Genomic DNA, 15861 nt, shown 5'->3' on the forward strand with positions numbered 1-15861 from the left:
GGCCACGTGAGTAACGGTACTGGCAGGAGATTCAATCCTCACCATCTCTCGGGTGGTTGTGGGTTGAAGTTCGTGGAACTCCTACCGCCGCCCTATTGCTGCAGAGCTTCTTGCTGTCCGACTCGGAGCCTCAGGAAGCGTGGGATGAGACGGACGAAAATCACCATAACGATCAGTTCGACCAGTGTCTGGGTGACCACGACAAGCGGGGCGAGTGCGAACGCTGCAGGCAGCGCGAGCACGAGCGGGAGCACGACGAGCGAGTTGCGCGTCGCGCCACTGAACACAACTGCTCGCTGACCAGGAATGTCGAGTCTCGCAACTTTTCCAGCGACTGCGCCGATCGGCACCATGATCGCGGCGAAGAGGACGTAGACGGGGATCGCGAGCAGCAGCGAGTCGAGTTGGGCGCTCACGCCGCCGATCTGGGAGGCGACGACGATCGCGAGCGTGAGCATCATCAGCGGCACCATCGCCCCCAGCACCACTGCTTCCAGCGCCCTGCCCCAACGGGTGCGCGCAGCCGCGAGCTGGGTGAGCACAGCCGCGGCCAGGGGCAGGACGATGAGCAGCAGGAACGCTTCGAGAAACGGAGCGAGATCGACGGCGGCGACGAACTCAGCTCCGACGAAGACCCAGAGATAGAACGGGAGCAGCAGTATCTGGGCGAGCATGAGCAGCGGAGCTGCGGCGAGGAGACGATCTTTTGCGCCTCCCGCGATCCCGGTGAAGACAATCACATAGTCCACGCACGGCGTCAGCAACACGAACAACACCCCGACTAGCAGCACCTGGTCGTGTGCGACGATACGCGACAGGCTCCACACCACCACTGGCGCGAAGATGAAGTTCACGACGAGCACGGTGGTGAGAAACCGCCAGTCTCGGAACGCCTGCCCGATCTGTCGGAACGGCACCCCGAGGAACGTCGCATACAGCAGGAGTCCAAGCACGGGGTTGATCGCGGCCTCGGCCGGATACGCGACCACAGGGAACAGGAGCCCGACGAGCAGTCCAACAAGGAGGGCCACCAGGTAGAGCTGCACCTGAAATCGCTCTATCCACTCGACCTCGGCTCGCATAGCTCTCATTCTCTTCTATGCCAGTTACAGGTGATTCCGGAGTGCTCGCTCGATTTGTGTTCGGGTGGGCGTTCCGGCAAGGCCGTGTTCAGTGAAATAGACCCGGCAGGCGAGCGAAGTGGTCTGTCCGTCGGATGGGAACAGGTCTTCACCGTCGACGACGATAGTTGGCGAGCCAGCGAACGCAGTACTCGCTGCTTCAGTTGGCGTGCGAATAAGGACGAACTCGACAGCCACATCCGCCAGCCCTGCACCGTCGAGTGCTTGTCTGGCCCGTACCCCGGCCTCCTCCCAGCTGGGGCATTCTTCGATATGTAATACCTGAACCTTCATGCGTCCACTCTTTCGTTCTTCATTTTGGGTGTGGTATTTACCTCGTGATTCTGCTCTGACACGATCGGGTGTAGGCGCGGTTGTCGGGTGCGGGCAGCGCGTAACCCGTTGGCAATGACAAAAACTTCGGCGACCTCGTGAACCAGGACGACAGCGGCAAGACCGAGTACACCGGTGATCGCCAATGGCAACAGCACGACGATGATCGCCGAAGATAGAACGATATTCTGGTTGATGATGTTTCGTCCGCGACGCGCATGGAGCAGCGCTTGTGGGATGAGACGAAGATCATGACCGGTGAACGCAATGTCGGCGGACTCTATGGCTGCATCGGACCCGGTTGCGCCCATTGCGATGCCGACGGTGGCCGAGGTCAGCGCGGGGGCATCATTGATGCCGTCACCAATCATGCCTGTCGGCTGCTCCTTCACCAAGTCGGTGATTTCACGGGCTTTATCTTCGGGGCGTAGTTCCGCGCGCACGTCAGTGATCCCAGCGAGCTTCGCGAGAGCGTTCGCAGTGCGGGAGTTGTCGCCCGTGAGCATCATCACCTCCACCCTCTGCTCACGGAGTGCTGTGATAGCTTCGGCGGCTTCAGGTCGGAGTTCGTCGCGGACACCAATTGCGCCGACAATCTGACCATCACAGGTGACCATGACGCAGGTCTGTCCATCTGATTCCATCGTCGCGACCTGGTCTGCGAAGTCTCCCGTCGGAGTGATCCAGCGCGGACTACCCACGGTGATTTCGTGGCCATCGATACGGCCTGTGACACCGTGACCAGGCTGCTCGATCACCTCAGTTGCAGCGAGCGTATGTGGGGCCGCTGCGGTGATGGCTGCTGCGAGTGGGTGTGTGCTGTGCAGTTCGATGGCTGCCGCCCAGGCGAGCACCTGTTCGCGGGAAACACCGGCGGTGGCCTCGACCGAGGTAACGGCAGGCTGATTACGCGTGAGGGTGCCGGTCTTATCAACGGCGAGACCGCGTAACGTGCCGAGACGTTCGAACGCAGCCCCGCTCTTGATGATCACCCCAAAGCGGCTGGCGGCCCCAATAGCGGAAACCACTGTTACCGGCACGGCGATTGCAAGCGCACACGGAGAGGCCGCGACAAGCACGACCAAAGCGCGAATAATCCAGGTTTCCGGGTCTCCGAGCAGCGAACCAATCGTCCCGACGAGCACCGCGAGGATGATCACCCCGGGCACCAGTGGGCGCGCGATACGGTCGGCAAGGCGGGCACGTTGGCCTCGATCCTGTTGCGCCTGTTCGACAAGATCAACGAGGGTGGTCAGCGAGTTGTCGGTGCCATCCGCGGTGGCGGTGACTTCCAATGACCCGGATGTGTTGATAGACCCCGCCGCGACCCGATCACCGAGGGCAACCTCGACGGGGATGGACTCCCCGGTGATCGCCGAGCTATCCAGCCTGCTCGCTCCTTGTGCGACAGTGCCGTCGGTGGCGATGCGTTCACCGGGCCGCACCCGAAGCACGTCACCGGTCCGGATTTCGCGTGCGGGCACCTCAACCGGGGTGCCATCGCGAAGGATGGTCGCAGTTTCGGGAACGAGCTTGAGCAAGGAACGGAGGCCGGTGCGCGCCCGATCCATCGCTTTGTCTTCGAGAGCTTCGGCAATGGAGTACAGGAATGCCAGCGCCGCGGCCTCCCCGACATAGCCGAGAATCACCGCCCCAACGGCACTGATCGTCATCAGTAACGCGATCCCGATCTTGCCTTTTGTGAATAGTCCTCGCACCGCACCGGGCACGAACGTGTACGCCCCCAGCAACAGTCCGCCCCAGAACAACACCAACGCCACCATTTCAGCGACTGGGTTCTCCGCCGCCGTCCACTCGATGACGAGGCCCCCGAGGAAGAACACCCCGGAAGCCAGTGGAATCAGAATCGCTGGATCACGCCACCATGGGCGATCTGCATCCTCATGCTCCGCTCCTGAAGTGTTGGGCACCTCGCAACACGACGCGCTCACTTGGCTGCTCGCACGCCAGTAGCGTCGGAGTTGTCGGCGGTGGCGCAGCAACCGGACACAGTGCAAGTCGGATCGATGCACGGCACGTTTTCATCGACGGCGAGAGTCACATCCACCAGCGCCGTCAGCGCCGCCGCCAGGTGGGGGTCGGCAAGCTCGTAGCGGGTTTTGCGTCCCTCGGGCTCAGCGGCCACGATTCCGCACCCGCGGAGGCAGGCGAGATGGTTCGACACGTTCGTGCGTGTCAGTTCCAACTCCCGAGCCAGCTCTGCTGGGTACCCAGGCCCCGAAAGCAACATCAACAGAATCCTCGACCTCGTCGAATCAGCCATCGCCCGACCCAATCGGTTCATCACGTCAACACGAGAAGCAATAGTCAGCATGCACTGACTATACAGCTCGCGATGACCAGTCAGCAAATAGTTACCAGTTGAATGCAGATTATTCAGGCTGAAGTGGGTCGGACCAAGCGTGGGTGGGTCGTTACCACCGCTGAGCATTCGGTCAACGGCTCTGGCAACCTATTCGGACAGGCACGCGCGCGCACCTCAGTGGCATGAGTAATCGCAACAACCCTGCCGAAACACCACCCGAATCACACGTCAACCTTCCGCTCGCCGTCGTCACAGTCAATGAGCGCGGCACCATGGACGTCAGCTACGACGGGCGGGACTTCCCACCTCCGACGCCAGACTCCCCTTGGAGCAGAGCGCGGTTTGGTGCTCTGCTCGACGCAGTTTCTACCCACCGAACGTGCACCGTCCGAGTTGAAGTGCACGAGTTCGACGGCTCGGTCTTCACCGACATCATCCATGCGGCACGAAGCGAGCGCGTCACGACAGTGACAGCTCCACCCAGTACGATCCAGCGAGCGCGACACCGTCCGACGCATCAGCTGTTCGAGATCACCGGGTCTGGGTTCATTCCTGGCGAAGACATCACCGTCGCGCTGGCTTTATCCAGCGCCGAAGGATCTGCTGACGGGACCGCTCGTGGCCTCGTCGACCTAAGCCAGTTGGTCAATCACCGTTCAGAAGTCATGCTCATCGGACGTGTTTCGGGCGTGATCGTTTCAAAGCAGTTGCCGTCATGAGTGCTCCACACGCGCAGGGGCGTGGTCTCGGTGATGAGTTGACCAATGCCTTGATGATTGCACTTGTCGCTGTCTTTGGTGTTGCCGTGGTCCTGCGAGCAGCTGGTTCGATTGCTGCCTTCCTCACTGGGGCGACTCAACCAGCTGTCGGAATTGCCGGTGGTGTCAACGTTCTCTTTGATCCGTTGGACCCGGCGGCAGCGCTCCAAGCGCCCGCGCTCAATGCGATCATCTACTGGGCCGTGGCTATAACGTTTCTTCTCGGACTCGGTGGCGCGATCGGCTGGATCTGGATGAGGTGGCATCGCCATTCTCGAGCCACGGATGCCGATCCACACAAGCTCGTGGGCACTGCCACGAGCCACCAGGTCGTAACCAATGCGTCCGCGAAGTCGCTCTTGCACCGGGCTGCCACACTTCGTCCTTCGCTGGAGAAGCCAATGCCTGAGGACGTGGGTTACTTGTTGGGCCGGTCACGTGGCAAGCAGATTTGGGCCAGCGTCGAAGACTCGATCTTGCTGATCGGGCCACCGCGCTCAGGCAAAGGTCTGCACATCGTCATCCCGGCGATCCTTGATGCACCGGGTGCGGTCGTAACGACGTCAACGAGGCCCGACAATCTCACCGCAACACTCAGAGCACGAGCGCGGCTCGGGCCGGTCGCCGTCTTCGATCCACAACACCTTGCCGAAGGCATCCCTGCCGGGTTGCGGTGGTCACCTGTACGTGGGTGCGAGGACCCGCTGACCGCGATGATCCGAGCAACCGGGCTTGCCGCGGCCACCGAGCTATCTTCGGGTGGCGTCGAAGGCGGCGGGTTCTGGGAAGGAAAGACGCGCATTGCGTTGCAGGCTCTCCTTCACGCGGCGGCCCTCGACCACCGCAGCCCAACAGAACTCTTCCGCTGGACGCTCGACCCCGCGGCGGCAGCAGAAGCGGTCGCTATCTTGATCGGGTCGCCACTCGCGGCAACGGGTTGGGCGGAGTCTCTGGAGGCGATGCTCGATGCCGATCCGCGCACGCGCGATAGCATCTGGCAGGGTGTTTCCCTCGCGCTCTCGGCGCTGGCCGATCCAAGGGTGCTCGATGCTGTCAGCCCAGCTGAAGGCGAACACTTCGACCCCGAGACGTTCATCCGCAGTCGCGGCACACTCTATTTGCTCGCAACCGGCGCGGGTGCGGGAAACAGCTCTGCCCTAGTCGCCGCGTTCGTCGAAGACCTCGTCGAGACGACGCGCCGCATGGCAGCACGATCACCGGGTGCGCGACTTGACCCGCCGCTATTACTCGCCCTCGATGAGATTGGAAACCTCGCGCCGCTCCCCTCGCTCCCGACGCTCATGGCAGAGGGCGGCGGCACAGGGATCACCACGATGCCCGTACTCCAGTCACTCGCCCAAGCGCGAGACAAGTGGTCCGAGAATCAAGCAGCCGCGATCTGGGATGCCAGCATTGCGAAAATCATCCTCGGCGGTGCGTCCAACTCACGTGACCTTCAAGACCTCTCCACGCTGATCGGCGAACGTGACGAGTTCACCGACTCGATCACACTCGGTGACTACGGTTCGCGCTCGAACCAACGTTCCATTCGGCGCGTCCCGATTTTGCCGCCCGACCGCATCCGCACCCTGCCATTTGGCACCGGGGTCATCCTGCTGCGATCGGCACCGCCGATCATTACTGACCTGCATCCGTGGCCGAAGCGGACCGACAGCCCGCAGCTCAAGGCCGACCGCACGGCGGTTGAGGCATTGCTGGAACGCCCCGCGACGTAACGATACGCGCGGGAATCCACGCGCACCTTCCTGATGCAGTGACCGAACAATGCCGGTCACCCGAGCAGACAGGAAGAGAACATGTCGATCCACACGCAAGAATCCGTCTCCGGCTTTGTCGCCACCGACCCCAAGCTGACGACCTCGGCAAACGGAAACCAGCGTCTCTATTTCCGCTTTGGGCAGGAGCATTTTCGTCGCGAAGGGGACGGCAGCTTCACGCAGCTCGAGACGAGCTTCCATCATCTCGTCATGTTTGGGCGCTCAGCGGAACTGGCAAATGAACGGTTCACGAAAGGCGACAACTTCATCGCCGAGGGTTACCAACAGCCGGTGCGCTTCGAACGAGATGGACAGCCCGTTGAGGGGGAAGAGTTCGTGGCGAAGCGCATCGGTCATGATGTCGTTCGCACCCGGTACGACGTGGATCGCTCACCTCGCAAAGTTGCAGGTCAAGACGCTCCCGCCCGGGAACAGAATCGAGCGTTTGAATCCCCCGCACAACGATCAGTATTCAGCCCACCGGTGCTCGGCCTCTAACGCACGAATGGGGATCGACTCATGAACACTCAGGAGAACCTTGATGAAAGCGATGACCGCGCTCACGGCCAGTGGGGCGATGGCAATCTGGTGGCTGAACCGCCACACCCAGTCAACTGGAACCTGCTCACCTCGCACGACCTTGAACAGGAGCTGCTTGAACTCAATCGCTGGGTGGACTGGCTCCGACTGGAGTACGGGCTCCCAGCGTCAGTGATCCCACCGCTCTGGCACCGACACCCCGAGCTGCTCTGGGAGCTGTCTGCGCTCCATCTGCACTGGCTCTGCGCCTATGACGCGAACCAGGACGGCTCTGCCCCACTGGGCTGGCATCGTGACTTCGCTGATGTGCGGCAGCGTCTGCGCGACTGGGTGTCCGCAAGCGGCACCCGTCTCGATCGAGACCGGCCCACACGGCTGACAATCTGGCCCGGTGAGGATCACACGGTCGAAAACGTCGAGCAGGTCATCACTAACCGCGATGCCGACTTCGTGAAATTCGTCGTCGACCAGGTTCAAGTACGCGGAGCCGCCGAAGATGCCTTTTACGCGAGCATCGACGATCACACGGGAGAAGTGCCCAACTAATCGCCGTCACCGGCTGAGCACAGTGTTGGGCTCAGCCGGTGACTCGTGCATGGCTACCTCTCTGCGGGCGACTGCCTCAAAATGCTTCCACCGCAACAACAGCACCACGCTGACCGGGCCCATGACGATGAACTTTATCGCGTTCCATATACAGATCAAGATCACGAGGTGTAACCACCCCGGCCCGCCATGATCGATCAGATCTAAACACCACACGGCAGCCAGCGCGTAGGGCACGACAAGCAACATCGCTGGCACACCCCACTTCAGCCCACGACGCCGCCGAATGAAAGCGATGAGGATGTTGGTCGGCATGCAGTGCTGCATGAACGAGCGAACGTAGATACTCAAGATCCAGATTGAGCGAATCATAACGGGGACTCCCGATGTACATACTTCTCCGAAGAGGAGGCGACATATGATCGAGTTCCCGTGAGGGCCGCCCCGAAGGGCCTGCTAATTGTGGACGTGCCTCACCTTCCAATGTACGCCCCTTTTACAGATGCGAAAGGGGTCGGATGAGGCGCACCTTCTAGTAGAAGTCACTCTCGAAGGAGGCCACCATGCCCGCGCTCACCGCTCTTGTTAGGGATGATCGATCTGCCCGCGTATTGCTGTCGATGATCGGCGCCCCCGGCAACGTCGCCACGGGAAACCTGCTCGCCGAGGTGGGCTCAGTGGAACTGATCTCAATCGTCGACAGGGACGGCCTAGTCCCGGGAATGGATCGCGTTGAAGCTGCGGTGTGGCGCGATCGGCTACTTTCAGTTGCCACCCCGGATCGACTTGCCGAGCGCATGATTGAGGCCAGCAAGTTCCGTGTGATCATTCCCAGCGATCCCGACTGGCCAACGTCACTCAACGATCTCGGCGCTCGTGCCCCATACGCGCTCTGGGCGAAGGGACGCACCGAATTGCTTACTCAGCCGCTCTCTCAGCGAATCACCGTCACTGGTGCCCGCGCCGAGACCTCATACGGCGCGCATGTCACCGACGAACTGTGCGGAGACCTCGCTCAGGACGGCAGAACGCTGGTCGCAGGCGCGGCGTACGGGATCGAGGCCTCCGTGCACCGCGCCGCCTTCCTCCGCGATATGAACACGATCGCAGTGCTCGCTTCTGGGGTTGATCGCCCATACCCCGCGGGCCACGCTGATCTCATCGACCGTATTGCGCGCGAAGGGCTGCTGCTGTCCGAGGTACCACCGTCGGTCGCGCCGACTCGCCAGCGGTTTATCGACCGATCGCGCATCCTCGCCGCTTTGTCGAGCGCGACGATCATCGTTGAAGCAGGATCCCGGTCAGGTTCGTTGCACACGGCCACCGAGGCTGCGCAGCTCGGCCGCCTCGTCGGCGCAGTCCCCGGGCCTATAACGAGCGCCGCCAGCACGGGGACCAACCTGCTGCTGCAAAGTGGTCACGCCTGTGTCATTACCAATGGATCCGACATCGTGCGCATGGTTGAGGGAGAAACGAACGCCCCCGCGCGGAGTGTGATCCGAGCGGGGGCGCCGTATGCGGTCTCACCCAAGAGTTGGGTGCTGTAGCTGCTACCTCGCCGTTGGCATCTCTACCACCAGACTCCGTCGAAGCTCGTCGAGGTCAACGCGAATGAGGCGCCCGACCCGATACCCGCGGACGGTGCCGTCAGCGATTCGACGTCTGATGGTCTTGACCGAAACTCCCAGATTCTCGGCCGCGACCGCCAATGGAACCAACGCGGAGTCGTGTGCATCGGATGGAGTGCGAGCAATCATGGTGTTACCTCCCTGTAAGCGAATGAGTGTCACTCCACAGGTGTCCGCGGCTGTCCGGTTAGGTCTCCTCTCCCCCATCACCTTCTTTCTTCGCTCGGGCGATACTCGAGCGGACACGGTCACTCATGCGGTCGGCCAACTCTCGGTCTCGGTTCATCGTGGCGTGCTGGTAGCGCAGCACGATGTGGATGTCAGCGTGCCCGCCCCGGCGCATCAGCTCCGCGAGCGTCGCCCCCTCTTGCGCGAAGATCGTCAGCCCCGTGTGCCTCAAATCGTGAAATCTGAAGCGATGAGGCAGCCCCGCGACTCCATCTCGCACGTCGGCCCAGATGTATCCCCACCGGGTGTTCGACAGCGGGATGCTCCCCCGGCTGTCGGCGGGAAGCACAGGCGCCTTCGCGTCGGACGAAACGTAGTCTTCCAAGTGCTGCTGCAGTCGACCGATCATGAGCTTCGGAATGCTGAGGGATCGCCTGCCAGCTTCACTCTTCAGGTCGGTGTAGCCACCGGTGTTGGCGTTGAGCTGACGCCGCACATGCAGTGTGGCGCTTCCGTCGTCGTGCCACTCGATGTCACGACGCTGCAGACCGAGGCACTCACCTCGGCGCAGCTGGCACCATGCCGCAAGCAGCACCGCAATAGCCCACTGATCTGGAACCGCCTCGTACAGTGCTTCCACCTGTATGGGATTCGCAACGTCTTCACCCGCGTCGTGGTCTGCGTCGTGCCTCACCGACTCTTGCCGCGGTACCGATACGTTCGGTGCCGCCGGGATGATGCCGTCTCGTGCGGCCTGCCGGAGGATCATCATGAGCACGATGAGCACCGGTCTCGTAATGCCGTTGAACTTCGAGTTTGGGTTGAGCGGCGCGGGGATGTGGTCCAGCCGGTCCGTCATCACCTTGATGCGGGCAGCGTCGATCTCGCGCACTGGCGTGCTTCCGAACTCTGGAATGAGATAACCGGTGACCTTGCCTTTATACGAGCGCACGGTACCAACGGCGCGCTTCTTACCGCTGCGATTTGGTTCGGTACGGATCATTTCAAGCCAACGCGTGGAGTACTCTTCGAAGCCCAAGGACTGCGCCTGTTGGACCTCCAGCTCAGCTTGCAGCCGCGCTGCGGTCTCCTCCGGTGGCTCCCAAAGGCCCCGTGCCATCTTCGATTGCACCCCGGCAAGCCAGGTTCGTGCATCCGTTTTGGTGAGGAAGGTGAGCGGCCGGTCTTGATCGGTTCTGGCGGTGTAGGTCGTTCCGTCGAGTCCCGGGTAGCGAGCTTGCCATCGACCAGACGGGAGCTTGCGCAGGCTCCCCCAATTCTCGCGTTTGCTGTTACTCATGATGCCCTCCCCTGGACTAGAACGGACGCTGGCGGACCGTCGTGCCACTTCGTGCCACTCGACCTCACACCTCGCCTAGATCCGCATGATTCCGCGGATCTCCGGGGGTTGATTCGATCGTTGGTGGCACGAAGTGGCACGGCTTCGGCGGTGCAGCAACCGCAAATTCCGGTCGCTACCTCGCCTTCCTTCCGCATGGAAGGTGCGCGCGTGCCATCCCCGTGCCACTTCGGGTGGGTATTCCTGTTCATTTCTGTTCTCCTCTGTCTTTCGACTGGGAGACACGAAAACGCCCCTGATCTGCGAAAACTCGCGGATCAGGGGCGTGAACAGGTATTTATGCGGGTCCTCTAGGAAGAAATCTTAGAAGTCCCAGTCCTCATCCTCGGTGGCGACGGCCTTACCGATCACGTACGAGGAGCCTGATCCGCTGAAGAAGTCGTGGTTCTCGTCTGAGTTCGGCGACAGCGACGAGAGGATCGCCGGGTTGACGTCAGTCATCTCCTTCGGAAACATCGGCTCGTAGCCGAGGTTCATCAGCGCCTTGTTCGCGTTGTAGTGCAAGAACTTCTTCACGTCTTCGGTGAGACCGACGGAATCGTAGAGATCCTGCGTGTAGTGCACCTCGTTCTCATACAGCTCGTACATGAGCGAGAACGTGTAGTCCTTGAGCTCCTCGCGGCGCTCCTCGGTCTCCTTTTCGAGACCCTTCTGAAACTTATACCCGATGTAGTACCCGTGCACGGCCTCGTCGCGAATGATGAGGCGGATCAGGTCAGCCGTGTTCGTGAGCTTCGCCTTCGACGACCAGTAGATCGGGAGGTAGAAGCCCGAGTAGAACAGGAATGACTCGAGCAGCGCCGAGGCGACCTTGCGCTTCAGCGGATCATCACCACGGTAGTAGTCGGTGATGATCTGTGCTTTTTTCTGCAGGTACGGGTTCTCGACAGACCAGCGGAATGCGTCGTCAATTTCCTGAGTCGAGCACAAGGTCGAGAAGATCGACGAGTAGCTCTTCGCGTGCACCGACTCCATGAACGCGATGTTCGTGTAGACCGCCTCCTCGTGCGGGGTGATCGCGTCGGGAATCAGCGAGACCGCTCCGACTGTGCCCTGGATCGTGTCGAGCAGGGTGAGTCCCGTGAAGACGCGCATGGTGAGCAGTTGCTCGTTCGGCGTCAGCGTCGCCCACGACTGCACATCATTCGAGAGCGGCACCTTCTCGGGCAGCCAGAAGTTGTTCACCAGACGGTTCCAGACCTCGAGGTCTTTTTCGTCTTCGATGCGGTTCCAGTTGATGGCCTGGACGTGATCCACCAGTTTGAGCTTCTCGTGCGGCACCATGCGTGTTCCTTTTCTCAACCGAAAGAGTGGGTGGGTAGCTGCGCGATGCAGCGAGCGTGAGCTACTGAGCGATTACCGCATGCGCGCATTGTGAGGCAATCACAGCATGCAACTGACGCACTGCTCGAGTTCCGTACCCTCGAGGGCGAGCTGACGCAGGCGGATGTAGTAGATCGTCTTGATGCCCTTGCGCCACGCGTAGATCTGCGCCTTGTTGATGTCGCGCGTGGTGGCGGTGTCTTTGAAGAACAGGGTCAACGAGAGGCCCTGATCCACATGCTGCGTCGCCGCGGCGTAGGTGTCGATGATCTTCTCGGGACCGATCTCGTAGGCATCCTCGTAGTATTCGAGGTTGTCGTTCGTGAGGAATGGCGCCGGGTAGTAGACGCGCCCCAGCTTGCCTTCCTTGCGAATCTCAATCTTCGACGCGATCGGGTGGATCGAGCTCGTCGAGTTGTTGATGTACGAGATCGAGCCGGTCGGCGGCACCGCCTGCAGGTTCTGGTTGTAGATGCCGTGCGCCTGCACGCTGGCCTTCAACTCACGCCAGTCTTCCTGGGTCGGGATCGCGACACCAGACGCGGCGAACAGCTCGCGCACGCGCTCGGTCTCGGGTTCCCACACCTGCTCGGTGTACTTGTCGAAGAACTCGCCCGAGGCGTACTTCGAATCCTCGAACCCCTCAAACGCGACCCCGCGATCGATCGCGAGCCGATTCGAGCCCTTCAGCGCGTGGAAGAGGATCGTGTAGAAGTAGATGTTCGTGAAATCGATGCCCTCGGCGCTGCCGTAGTGGATCCGCTCGCGAGCGAGGTACCCGTGCAGGTTCATCTGGCCGAGGCCAATGGCGTGCGACTTATCGTTGCCGTCTTCGATCGAGCGCACCGATGAGATGTGGCTCATGTCGCTCACCGCGGTGAGGGCGCGGATCGCGAGATCGACGCTGGCCCCGAAGTCATCGCCGTCCATCATCATGGCGATGTTCATCGAGCCCAGGTTGCAGGAGATGTCCTTGCCGATCTGGTCGTAGCTGAGGTCTTCGTGGTAGGTGGTGGGGGTGTTGACCTGCAGAATCTCGGAGCACAGGTTCGACATGTTGATGCGGCCCTTGATGGGGTTCGCCTTGTTCACCGTGTCTTCGAACACGATGTAGGGATAGCCCGACTCGAACTGCAGTTCGGCCACGGTCTGGAAGAAATGGCGGGCGCTGATCTTCGTCTTCTTGATACGCGCGTCATCGACCATCTCGTGGTACTTCTCGCTGATCGAGATATCACCGAAGGGCACGCCATACACGCGCTCAACGTCGTACGGCGAGAAGAGGTACATGTCCTCGTTCTTCTTCGCGAGTTCGAACGTGATGTCGGGCACCACGACGCCCAGCGAGAGCGTCTTGATGCGGATCTTCTCGTCGGCGTTCTCGCGCTTCGTGTCGAGAAACCGCATGATGTCGGGGTGGTGCGCCGAGAGGTACACCGCGCCCGCGCCCTGACGCGCGCCGAGCTGGTTTGCGTAGCTGAAGCTGTCTTCGAGCAGCTTCATCACGGGGATGATGCCGGAAGACTGGTTCTCAATCTTCTTGATCGGGGCACCCGCCTCGCGGATGTTGGACAGCGACAGCGCCACGCCGCCGCCACGCTTGGAGAGCTGCAGCGACGAGTTGATCGCGCGCGAGATCGACTCCATGTTGTCTTCGATGCGCAGCAGGAAGCAGGAGACGAGCTCGCCACGCTGTGCCTTGCCGAGGTTCAGGAACGTCGGGGTGGCCGGCTGGAAGCGGCCCGAGATGATCTCGCGCATGATGCCGCGGGCGAGCTGCTGATCGCCCTGCGCGAGACCGAGCGACACCATCACAACGCGATCCTCGAAGCGTTCGAGGTAGCGCTTACCGTCGAACGTCTTCAGCGCGTATGAGGTGAAGAACTTGAACGCGCCGAGAAAGGTCGGAAAGCGGAACTTGAGACCGTACGCCTCATCAGTGAGCTGCTCGATGAAATCGAGCGGGTACTTCTCGATGAGCTCGCGCTCGTAGTAGTCGTTATCAAGGAGGAACCGCACACGCTCCTCGAAGTTGTGGAAGAAGACCGTGTTCTGGTTGACGTGCTGCAGGAAATACTGACGCGCGGCCTCGCGATCCTTCTCGAACTGAATCTTGCCGTCTGCGTCATACAGGTTGAGCATCGCGTTCAGCGAGTGGTAGTCCATGTCGCTCACGCGCGAGGAGGCGAGCGGAGCGTCGATCACTGCTGTTTCCAAAACTGTTCCAATCCATGTTGGACGGCGGTCACGTCGTCCGGGGTGCCAAAGAGTTCAAATCGATAAAGGTGGGGCACGTGGCACTTCTTGGCGATGATGTCGCCCGCAATGCCGTACGCGTCGCCGAAGTTCGTGTTGCCTGCGGCGATGACCCCGCGAAGGTTCATTCGATTGCGCTCGTCGTTGAGAAACCGAATAACTTGCTTGGGGACTGCCCGTGTTTCCGGGCCACCGCCGTAGGTCGGGAGGATGAGCACGAACGGCTCGTCCACCACGAGAGGCTCATCGGTGGAGCGCAGGGGGATGCGCTGGGCGGGCCGCCCGAGCTTCTTCACAAAGCGATCGGTATTGCCCGACACGCTGGAGAAGTAGACCAGATCAGTCATCTTTCGCTCCCCTTGCGTTCTTCCCGAGTGCGTGGATCGCCCACGGCCGAAGTCGTGGGCGATCATCAGGGCAACTAGTCGCCGAGGCGCGACGCGAGCTGCGAGATCTTGTCGGGGCGGAAGCCCGACCAGTGCTCGTCGTCAGTCACCACGACGGGTGCCTGGAGATAGCCCAGTTCTTTCACGGTCTCAAGCGCCGTGGGGTCTTCCGACAGGTCAATGACGTCGTATTCGATGCCCTGGCTGTCGAGCGCACGATAGGTCGCGGTGCACTGCACACACGACGGCTTGGTGTACACGGTGGTTGCCATGTCACGCCCTTTCTCAAAACTGCTCTGACCTCGACCGAGGCACTACATATAGTGAATCATATCGCGTTAGACCACAAGATGATGTAGTTACACCAATGTCATTTTCCACCCGTTCTCCACCGGCCGGAGGGCCCATCTGGGGAGAACCTTCCGCACTTTTCCGCCACCTGGGGCGAGTTATCCACAGCCCCGCGGGCGGAAGATTATTTCTCCCCACAGGCCCGCGCGGCGTGTCGGCCCTGACCCCTGATTTCGGGCTTGACAGCAGGGTAGGCGCCACCTCTGACACTGGCGGATTCCGAGATGACGGGATGATCCACCCCCGTCACAGGTCGGGCGCAAGTGGCTGCTTCGGCAAGCTGGAAAGAGCCACTTGCGCCCTACCAGGGGGTCACGGGCAAGATCCACACCCACCGCCCATCGAGGTAGGGCGTGAGTGGCTGCTTCGGCAAGCCGGAAGAAGCCACTCACGCCCTCCTGAGCGAAGCGGGCGCGATCCGCACGTCCCTACACGTGGTGGTAGGGCCGACCCCCGGCAATCTCTTGCGCCCGGTAGAGCTGCTCGGCGACAATCAGCCGCACCAGCTGATGTGGAAACACGAGCTGCGACAGGCTCCACACGAAGTCGGCCCGCTGCCGCACCCGGTCGTCAACCCCGTAGGCCCCGCCGATCACGAGCGAGACTTGCCGCCCCGCATCGAACGCAGATTGCAGCGTGCGGGCGAGACTCGGCGAGTCGACATTCTTGCCGCGCTCATCGAGCAGCACAACGAACTCTCCCGCGCCGATCTTGCCGAGCACCCGATCTGTTTCCTCGCTACGCGCCGCGTCGCCCTCGCGCGACGAGTGCGGCAGCAGCAGCCACGACGCGTCGAATGGCTTGCGCAGGCGCTTCTCGTAGCGCGCGATGCCGCCGTCGACCCAGGGTTCATGTCGCTTGCCGATTGCGAGGATCCGAATACTCACGAGGTCAGACCCATTCCGAGCACCAGAGGCACTCGGCACTGGCGTCGCGGCGAGAGCCAGAAATGGCTCTCGCTCTGAGCTCCAGCGTGCAGCTTCTTGC

At 61.4% G+C, this 15861-nt stretch carries 17 protein-coding genes; 5 read left to right on the top strand and 12 right to left on the bottom strand.

All coding sequences use genetic code 11. The features are described 5' to 3' along the window. Positions 1 to 92: 92 nt before the first annotated feature. The 4 genes from ACR0R4_RS10515 to cmtR are packed head-to-tail and all read right to left on the bottom strand — an operon-like array spanning position 93 to position 3789. A complete protein-coding gene (locus ACR0R4_RS10515; RefSeq protein ID WP_433647360.1) occupies positions 93 to 1082 on the bottom strand; it encodes an arsenic resistance protein in 990 nt (329 codons plus the stop codon). Between the two features lie 24 nt (positions 1083 to 1106). Next, entirely contained in the window at positions 1107 to 1415 is a 309-nt protein-coding gene (locus tag ACR0R4_RS10520; RefSeq protein ID WP_433647361.1) for a hypothetical protein, read from the bottom strand. Beyond that, positions 1412 to 3406 carry a heavy metal translocating P-type ATPase gene (locus ACR0R4_RS10525; protein ID WP_433647362.1) on the bottom strand — a complete coding sequence of 665 codons (1995 nt, stop codon included), beginning with the start codon at positions 3404 to 3406 and terminating at the stop codon, positions 1412 to 1414. Before ACR0R4_RS10525 ends, ACR0R4_RS10520 begins: the two co-directional genes overlap by 4 nt. Beyond that, positions 3403 to 3789, bottom strand: a complete 387-nt coding sequence (gene cmtR / locus ACR0R4_RS10530; RefSeq protein ID WP_433647363.1) for a Cd(II)/Pb(II)-sensing metalloregulatory transcriptional regulator CmtR — start codon at positions 3787 to 3789, stop codon at positions 3403 to 3405. Before cmtR ends, ACR0R4_RS10525 begins: the two co-directional genes overlap by 4 nt. 173 nt (positions 3790 to 3962) lie before the next feature. Between cmtR and ACR0R4_RS10535 the strand changes: the two genes are divergently transcribed. The 4 genes from ACR0R4_RS10535 to ACR0R4_RS10550 all read left to right on the top strand — a co-directional run bounded on the left by ACR0R4_RS10535 (position 3963) and on the right by ACR0R4_RS10550 (position 7402). Then, positions 3963 to 4499: a hypothetical protein gene (locus ACR0R4_RS10535; protein WP_433647364.1), complete on the top strand. Its 537-nt coding sequence runs from the start codon at positions 3963 to 3965 to the stop codon at positions 4497 to 4499. Next, the gene (locus tag ACR0R4_RS10540) at positions 4496 to 6274 is read left to right on the top strand and encodes a type IV secretory system conjugative DNA transfer family protein (RefSeq protein WP_433647365.1); all 1779 of its coding nucleotides are present in this window, start codon (positions 4496 to 4498) and stop codon (positions 6272 to 6274) included. Before ACR0R4_RS10535 ends, ACR0R4_RS10540 begins: the two co-directional genes overlap by 4 nt. 81 nt (positions 6275 to 6355) lie before the next feature. Continuing rightward, positions 6356 to 6814, top strand: a complete 459-nt coding sequence (locus ACR0R4_RS10545) for a single-stranded DNA-binding protein (protein ID WP_433647366.1) — start codon at positions 6356 to 6358, stop codon at positions 6812 to 6814. Positions 6815 to 6835: 21 nt separating this feature from the next. Continuing rightward, the gene (locus tag ACR0R4_RS10550; protein ID WP_433647367.1) at positions 6836 to 7402 is read left to right on the top strand and encodes a hypothetical protein; all 567 of its coding nucleotides are present in this window, start codon (positions 6836 to 6838) and stop codon (positions 7400 to 7402) included. A 6-nt stretch (positions 7403 to 7408) separates the two neighbouring features. Here the strand turns inward: ACR0R4_RS10550 and ACR0R4_RS10555 are convergent, their stop codons facing one another. Beyond that, a complete protein-coding gene (locus ACR0R4_RS10555; protein ID WP_433647369.1) occupies positions 7409 to 7774 on the bottom strand; it encodes a sulfate permease in 366 nt (121 codons plus the stop codon). 191 nt (positions 7775 to 7965) lie between these two features. Here ACR0R4_RS10555 and dprA point away from each other — a divergent pair, with 191 nt between their 5' ends. Next, complete coding sequence (dprA, locus tag ACR0R4_RS10560) at positions 7966 to 8949, top strand: DNA-processing protein DprA (RefSeq protein WP_433647370.1); 984 nt, start codon at positions 7966 to 7968, stop codon at positions 8947 to 8949. A gap of 3 nt (positions 8950 to 8952) precedes the next feature. Here the strand turns inward: dprA and ACR0R4_RS10565 are convergent, their stop codons facing one another. The 7 genes from ACR0R4_RS10565 to ACR0R4_RS10595 form a co-directional block, all read right to left on the bottom strand. Further along, complete coding sequence (locus ACR0R4_RS10565; RefSeq protein ID WP_363879717.1) at positions 8953 to 9159, bottom strand: excisionase family DNA-binding protein; 207 nt, start codon at positions 9157 to 9159, stop codon at positions 8953 to 8955. 58 nt (positions 9160 to 9217) lie between these two features. Then, positions 9218 to 10498: a tyrosine-type recombinase/integrase gene (locus ACR0R4_RS10570; protein WP_363879714.1), complete on the bottom strand. Its 1281-nt coding sequence runs from the start codon at positions 10496 to 10498 to the stop codon at positions 9218 to 9220. A gap of 363 nt (positions 10499 to 10861) precedes the next feature. Further along, a complete protein-coding gene (nrdF, locus tag ACR0R4_RS10575; protein WP_433647371.1) occupies positions 10862 to 11842 on the bottom strand; it encodes a class 1b ribonucleoside-diphosphate reductase subunit beta in 981 nt (326 codons plus the stop codon). Between the two features lie 99 nt (positions 11843 to 11941). After that, positions 11942 to 14047 (bottom strand): class 1b ribonucleoside-diphosphate reductase subunit alpha, encoded by a 2106-nt coding sequence (gene nrdE / locus ACR0R4_RS10580; RefSeq protein ID WP_433647423.1) that lies wholly within the window; start codon positions 14045 to 14047, stop codon positions 11942 to 11944. Between the two features lie 35 nt (positions 14048 to 14082). Next, on the bottom strand, positions 14083 to 14484 hold the full coding sequence (nrdI, locus tag ACR0R4_RS10585) for a class Ib ribonucleoside-diphosphate reductase assembly flavoprotein NrdI (protein WP_433647372.1): 402 nt from the start codon (positions 14482 to 14484) through the stop codon (positions 14083 to 14085). A 74-nt stretch (positions 14485 to 14558) separates the two neighbouring features. Further along, positions 14559 to 14795 (bottom strand): glutaredoxin-like protein NrdH, encoded by a 237-nt coding sequence (gene nrdH, locus ACR0R4_RS10590; protein ID WP_433647373.1) that lies wholly within the window; start codon positions 14793 to 14795, stop codon positions 14559 to 14561. A 507-nt stretch (positions 14796 to 15302) separates the two neighbouring features. After that, positions 15303 to 15761, bottom strand: a complete 459-nt coding sequence (locus tag ACR0R4_RS10595) for a 23S rRNA (pseudouridine(1915)-N(3))-methyltransferase RlmH (protein WP_433647374.1) — start codon at positions 15759 to 15761, stop codon at positions 15303 to 15305. Positions 15762 to 15861: the final 100 nt, after the last annotated feature.

This window comes from Leucobacter fengyongliangi (assembly GCF_050971685.1).
GTDB lineage: Bacteria > Actinomycetota > Actinomycetes > Actinomycetales > Microbacteriaceae > Leucobacter.

Coding starts and splice junctions, on each gene's coding strand:
- ACR0R4_RS10515 (WP_433647360.1), bottom strand. CDS start 1,082: ATGCGAGCCGAGGTCGAGTGGATAGAGCGATTTCAGGTGCAGCTCTAC.
- ACR0R4_RS10520 (WP_433647361.1), bottom strand. CDS start 1,415: ATGAAGGTTCAGGTATTACATATCGAAGAATGCCCCAGCTGGGAGGAG.
- cmtR (WP_433647363.1), bottom strand. CDS start 3,789: ATGCTGACTATTGCTTCTCGTGTTGACGTGATGAACCGATTGGGTCGG.
- ACR0R4_RS10535 (WP_433647364.1), top strand. CDS start 3,963: ATGAGTAATCGCAACAACCCTGCCGAAACACCACCCGAATCACACGTC.
- ACR0R4_RS10540 (WP_433647365.1), top strand. CDS start 4,496: ATGAGTGCTCCACACGCGCAGGGGCGTGGTCTCGGTGATGAGTTGACC.
- ACR0R4_RS10545 (WP_433647366.1), top strand. CDS start 6,356: ATGTCGATCCACACGCAAGAATCCGTCTCCGGCTTTGTCGCCACCGAC.
- ACR0R4_RS10550 (WP_433647367.1), top strand. CDS start 6,836: ATGAACACTCAGGAGAACCTTGATGAAAGCGATGACCGCGCTCACGGC.
- ACR0R4_RS10555 (WP_433647369.1), bottom strand. CDS start 7,774: ATGATTCGCTCAATCTGGATCTTGAGTATCTACGTTCGCTCGTTCATG.
- dprA (WP_433647370.1), top strand. CDS start 7,966: ATGCCCGCGCTCACCGCTCTTGTTAGGGATGATCGATCTGCCCGCGTA.
- ACR0R4_RS10565 (WP_363879717.1), bottom strand. CDS start 9,159: ATGATTGCTCGCACTCCATCCGATGCACACGACTCCGCGTTGGTTCCA.
- ACR0R4_RS10570 (WP_363879714.1), bottom strand. CDS start 10,498: ATGAGTAACAGCAAACGCGAGAATTGGGGGAGCCTGCGCAAGCTCCCG.
- nrdF (WP_433647371.1), bottom strand. CDS start 11,842: ATGGTGCCGCACGAGAAGCTCAAACTGGTGGATCACGTCCAGGCCATC.
- nrdE (WP_433647423.1), bottom strand. CDS start 14,047: ATGGACTACCACTCGCTGAACGCGATGCTCAACCTGTATGACGCAGAC.
- nrdI (WP_433647372.1), bottom strand. CDS start 14,484: ATGACTGATCTGGTCTACTTCTCCAGCGTGTCGGGCAATACCGATCGC.
- nrdH (WP_433647373.1), bottom strand. CDS start 14,795: ATGGCAACCACCGTGTACACCAAGCCGTCGTGTGTGCAGTGCACCGCG.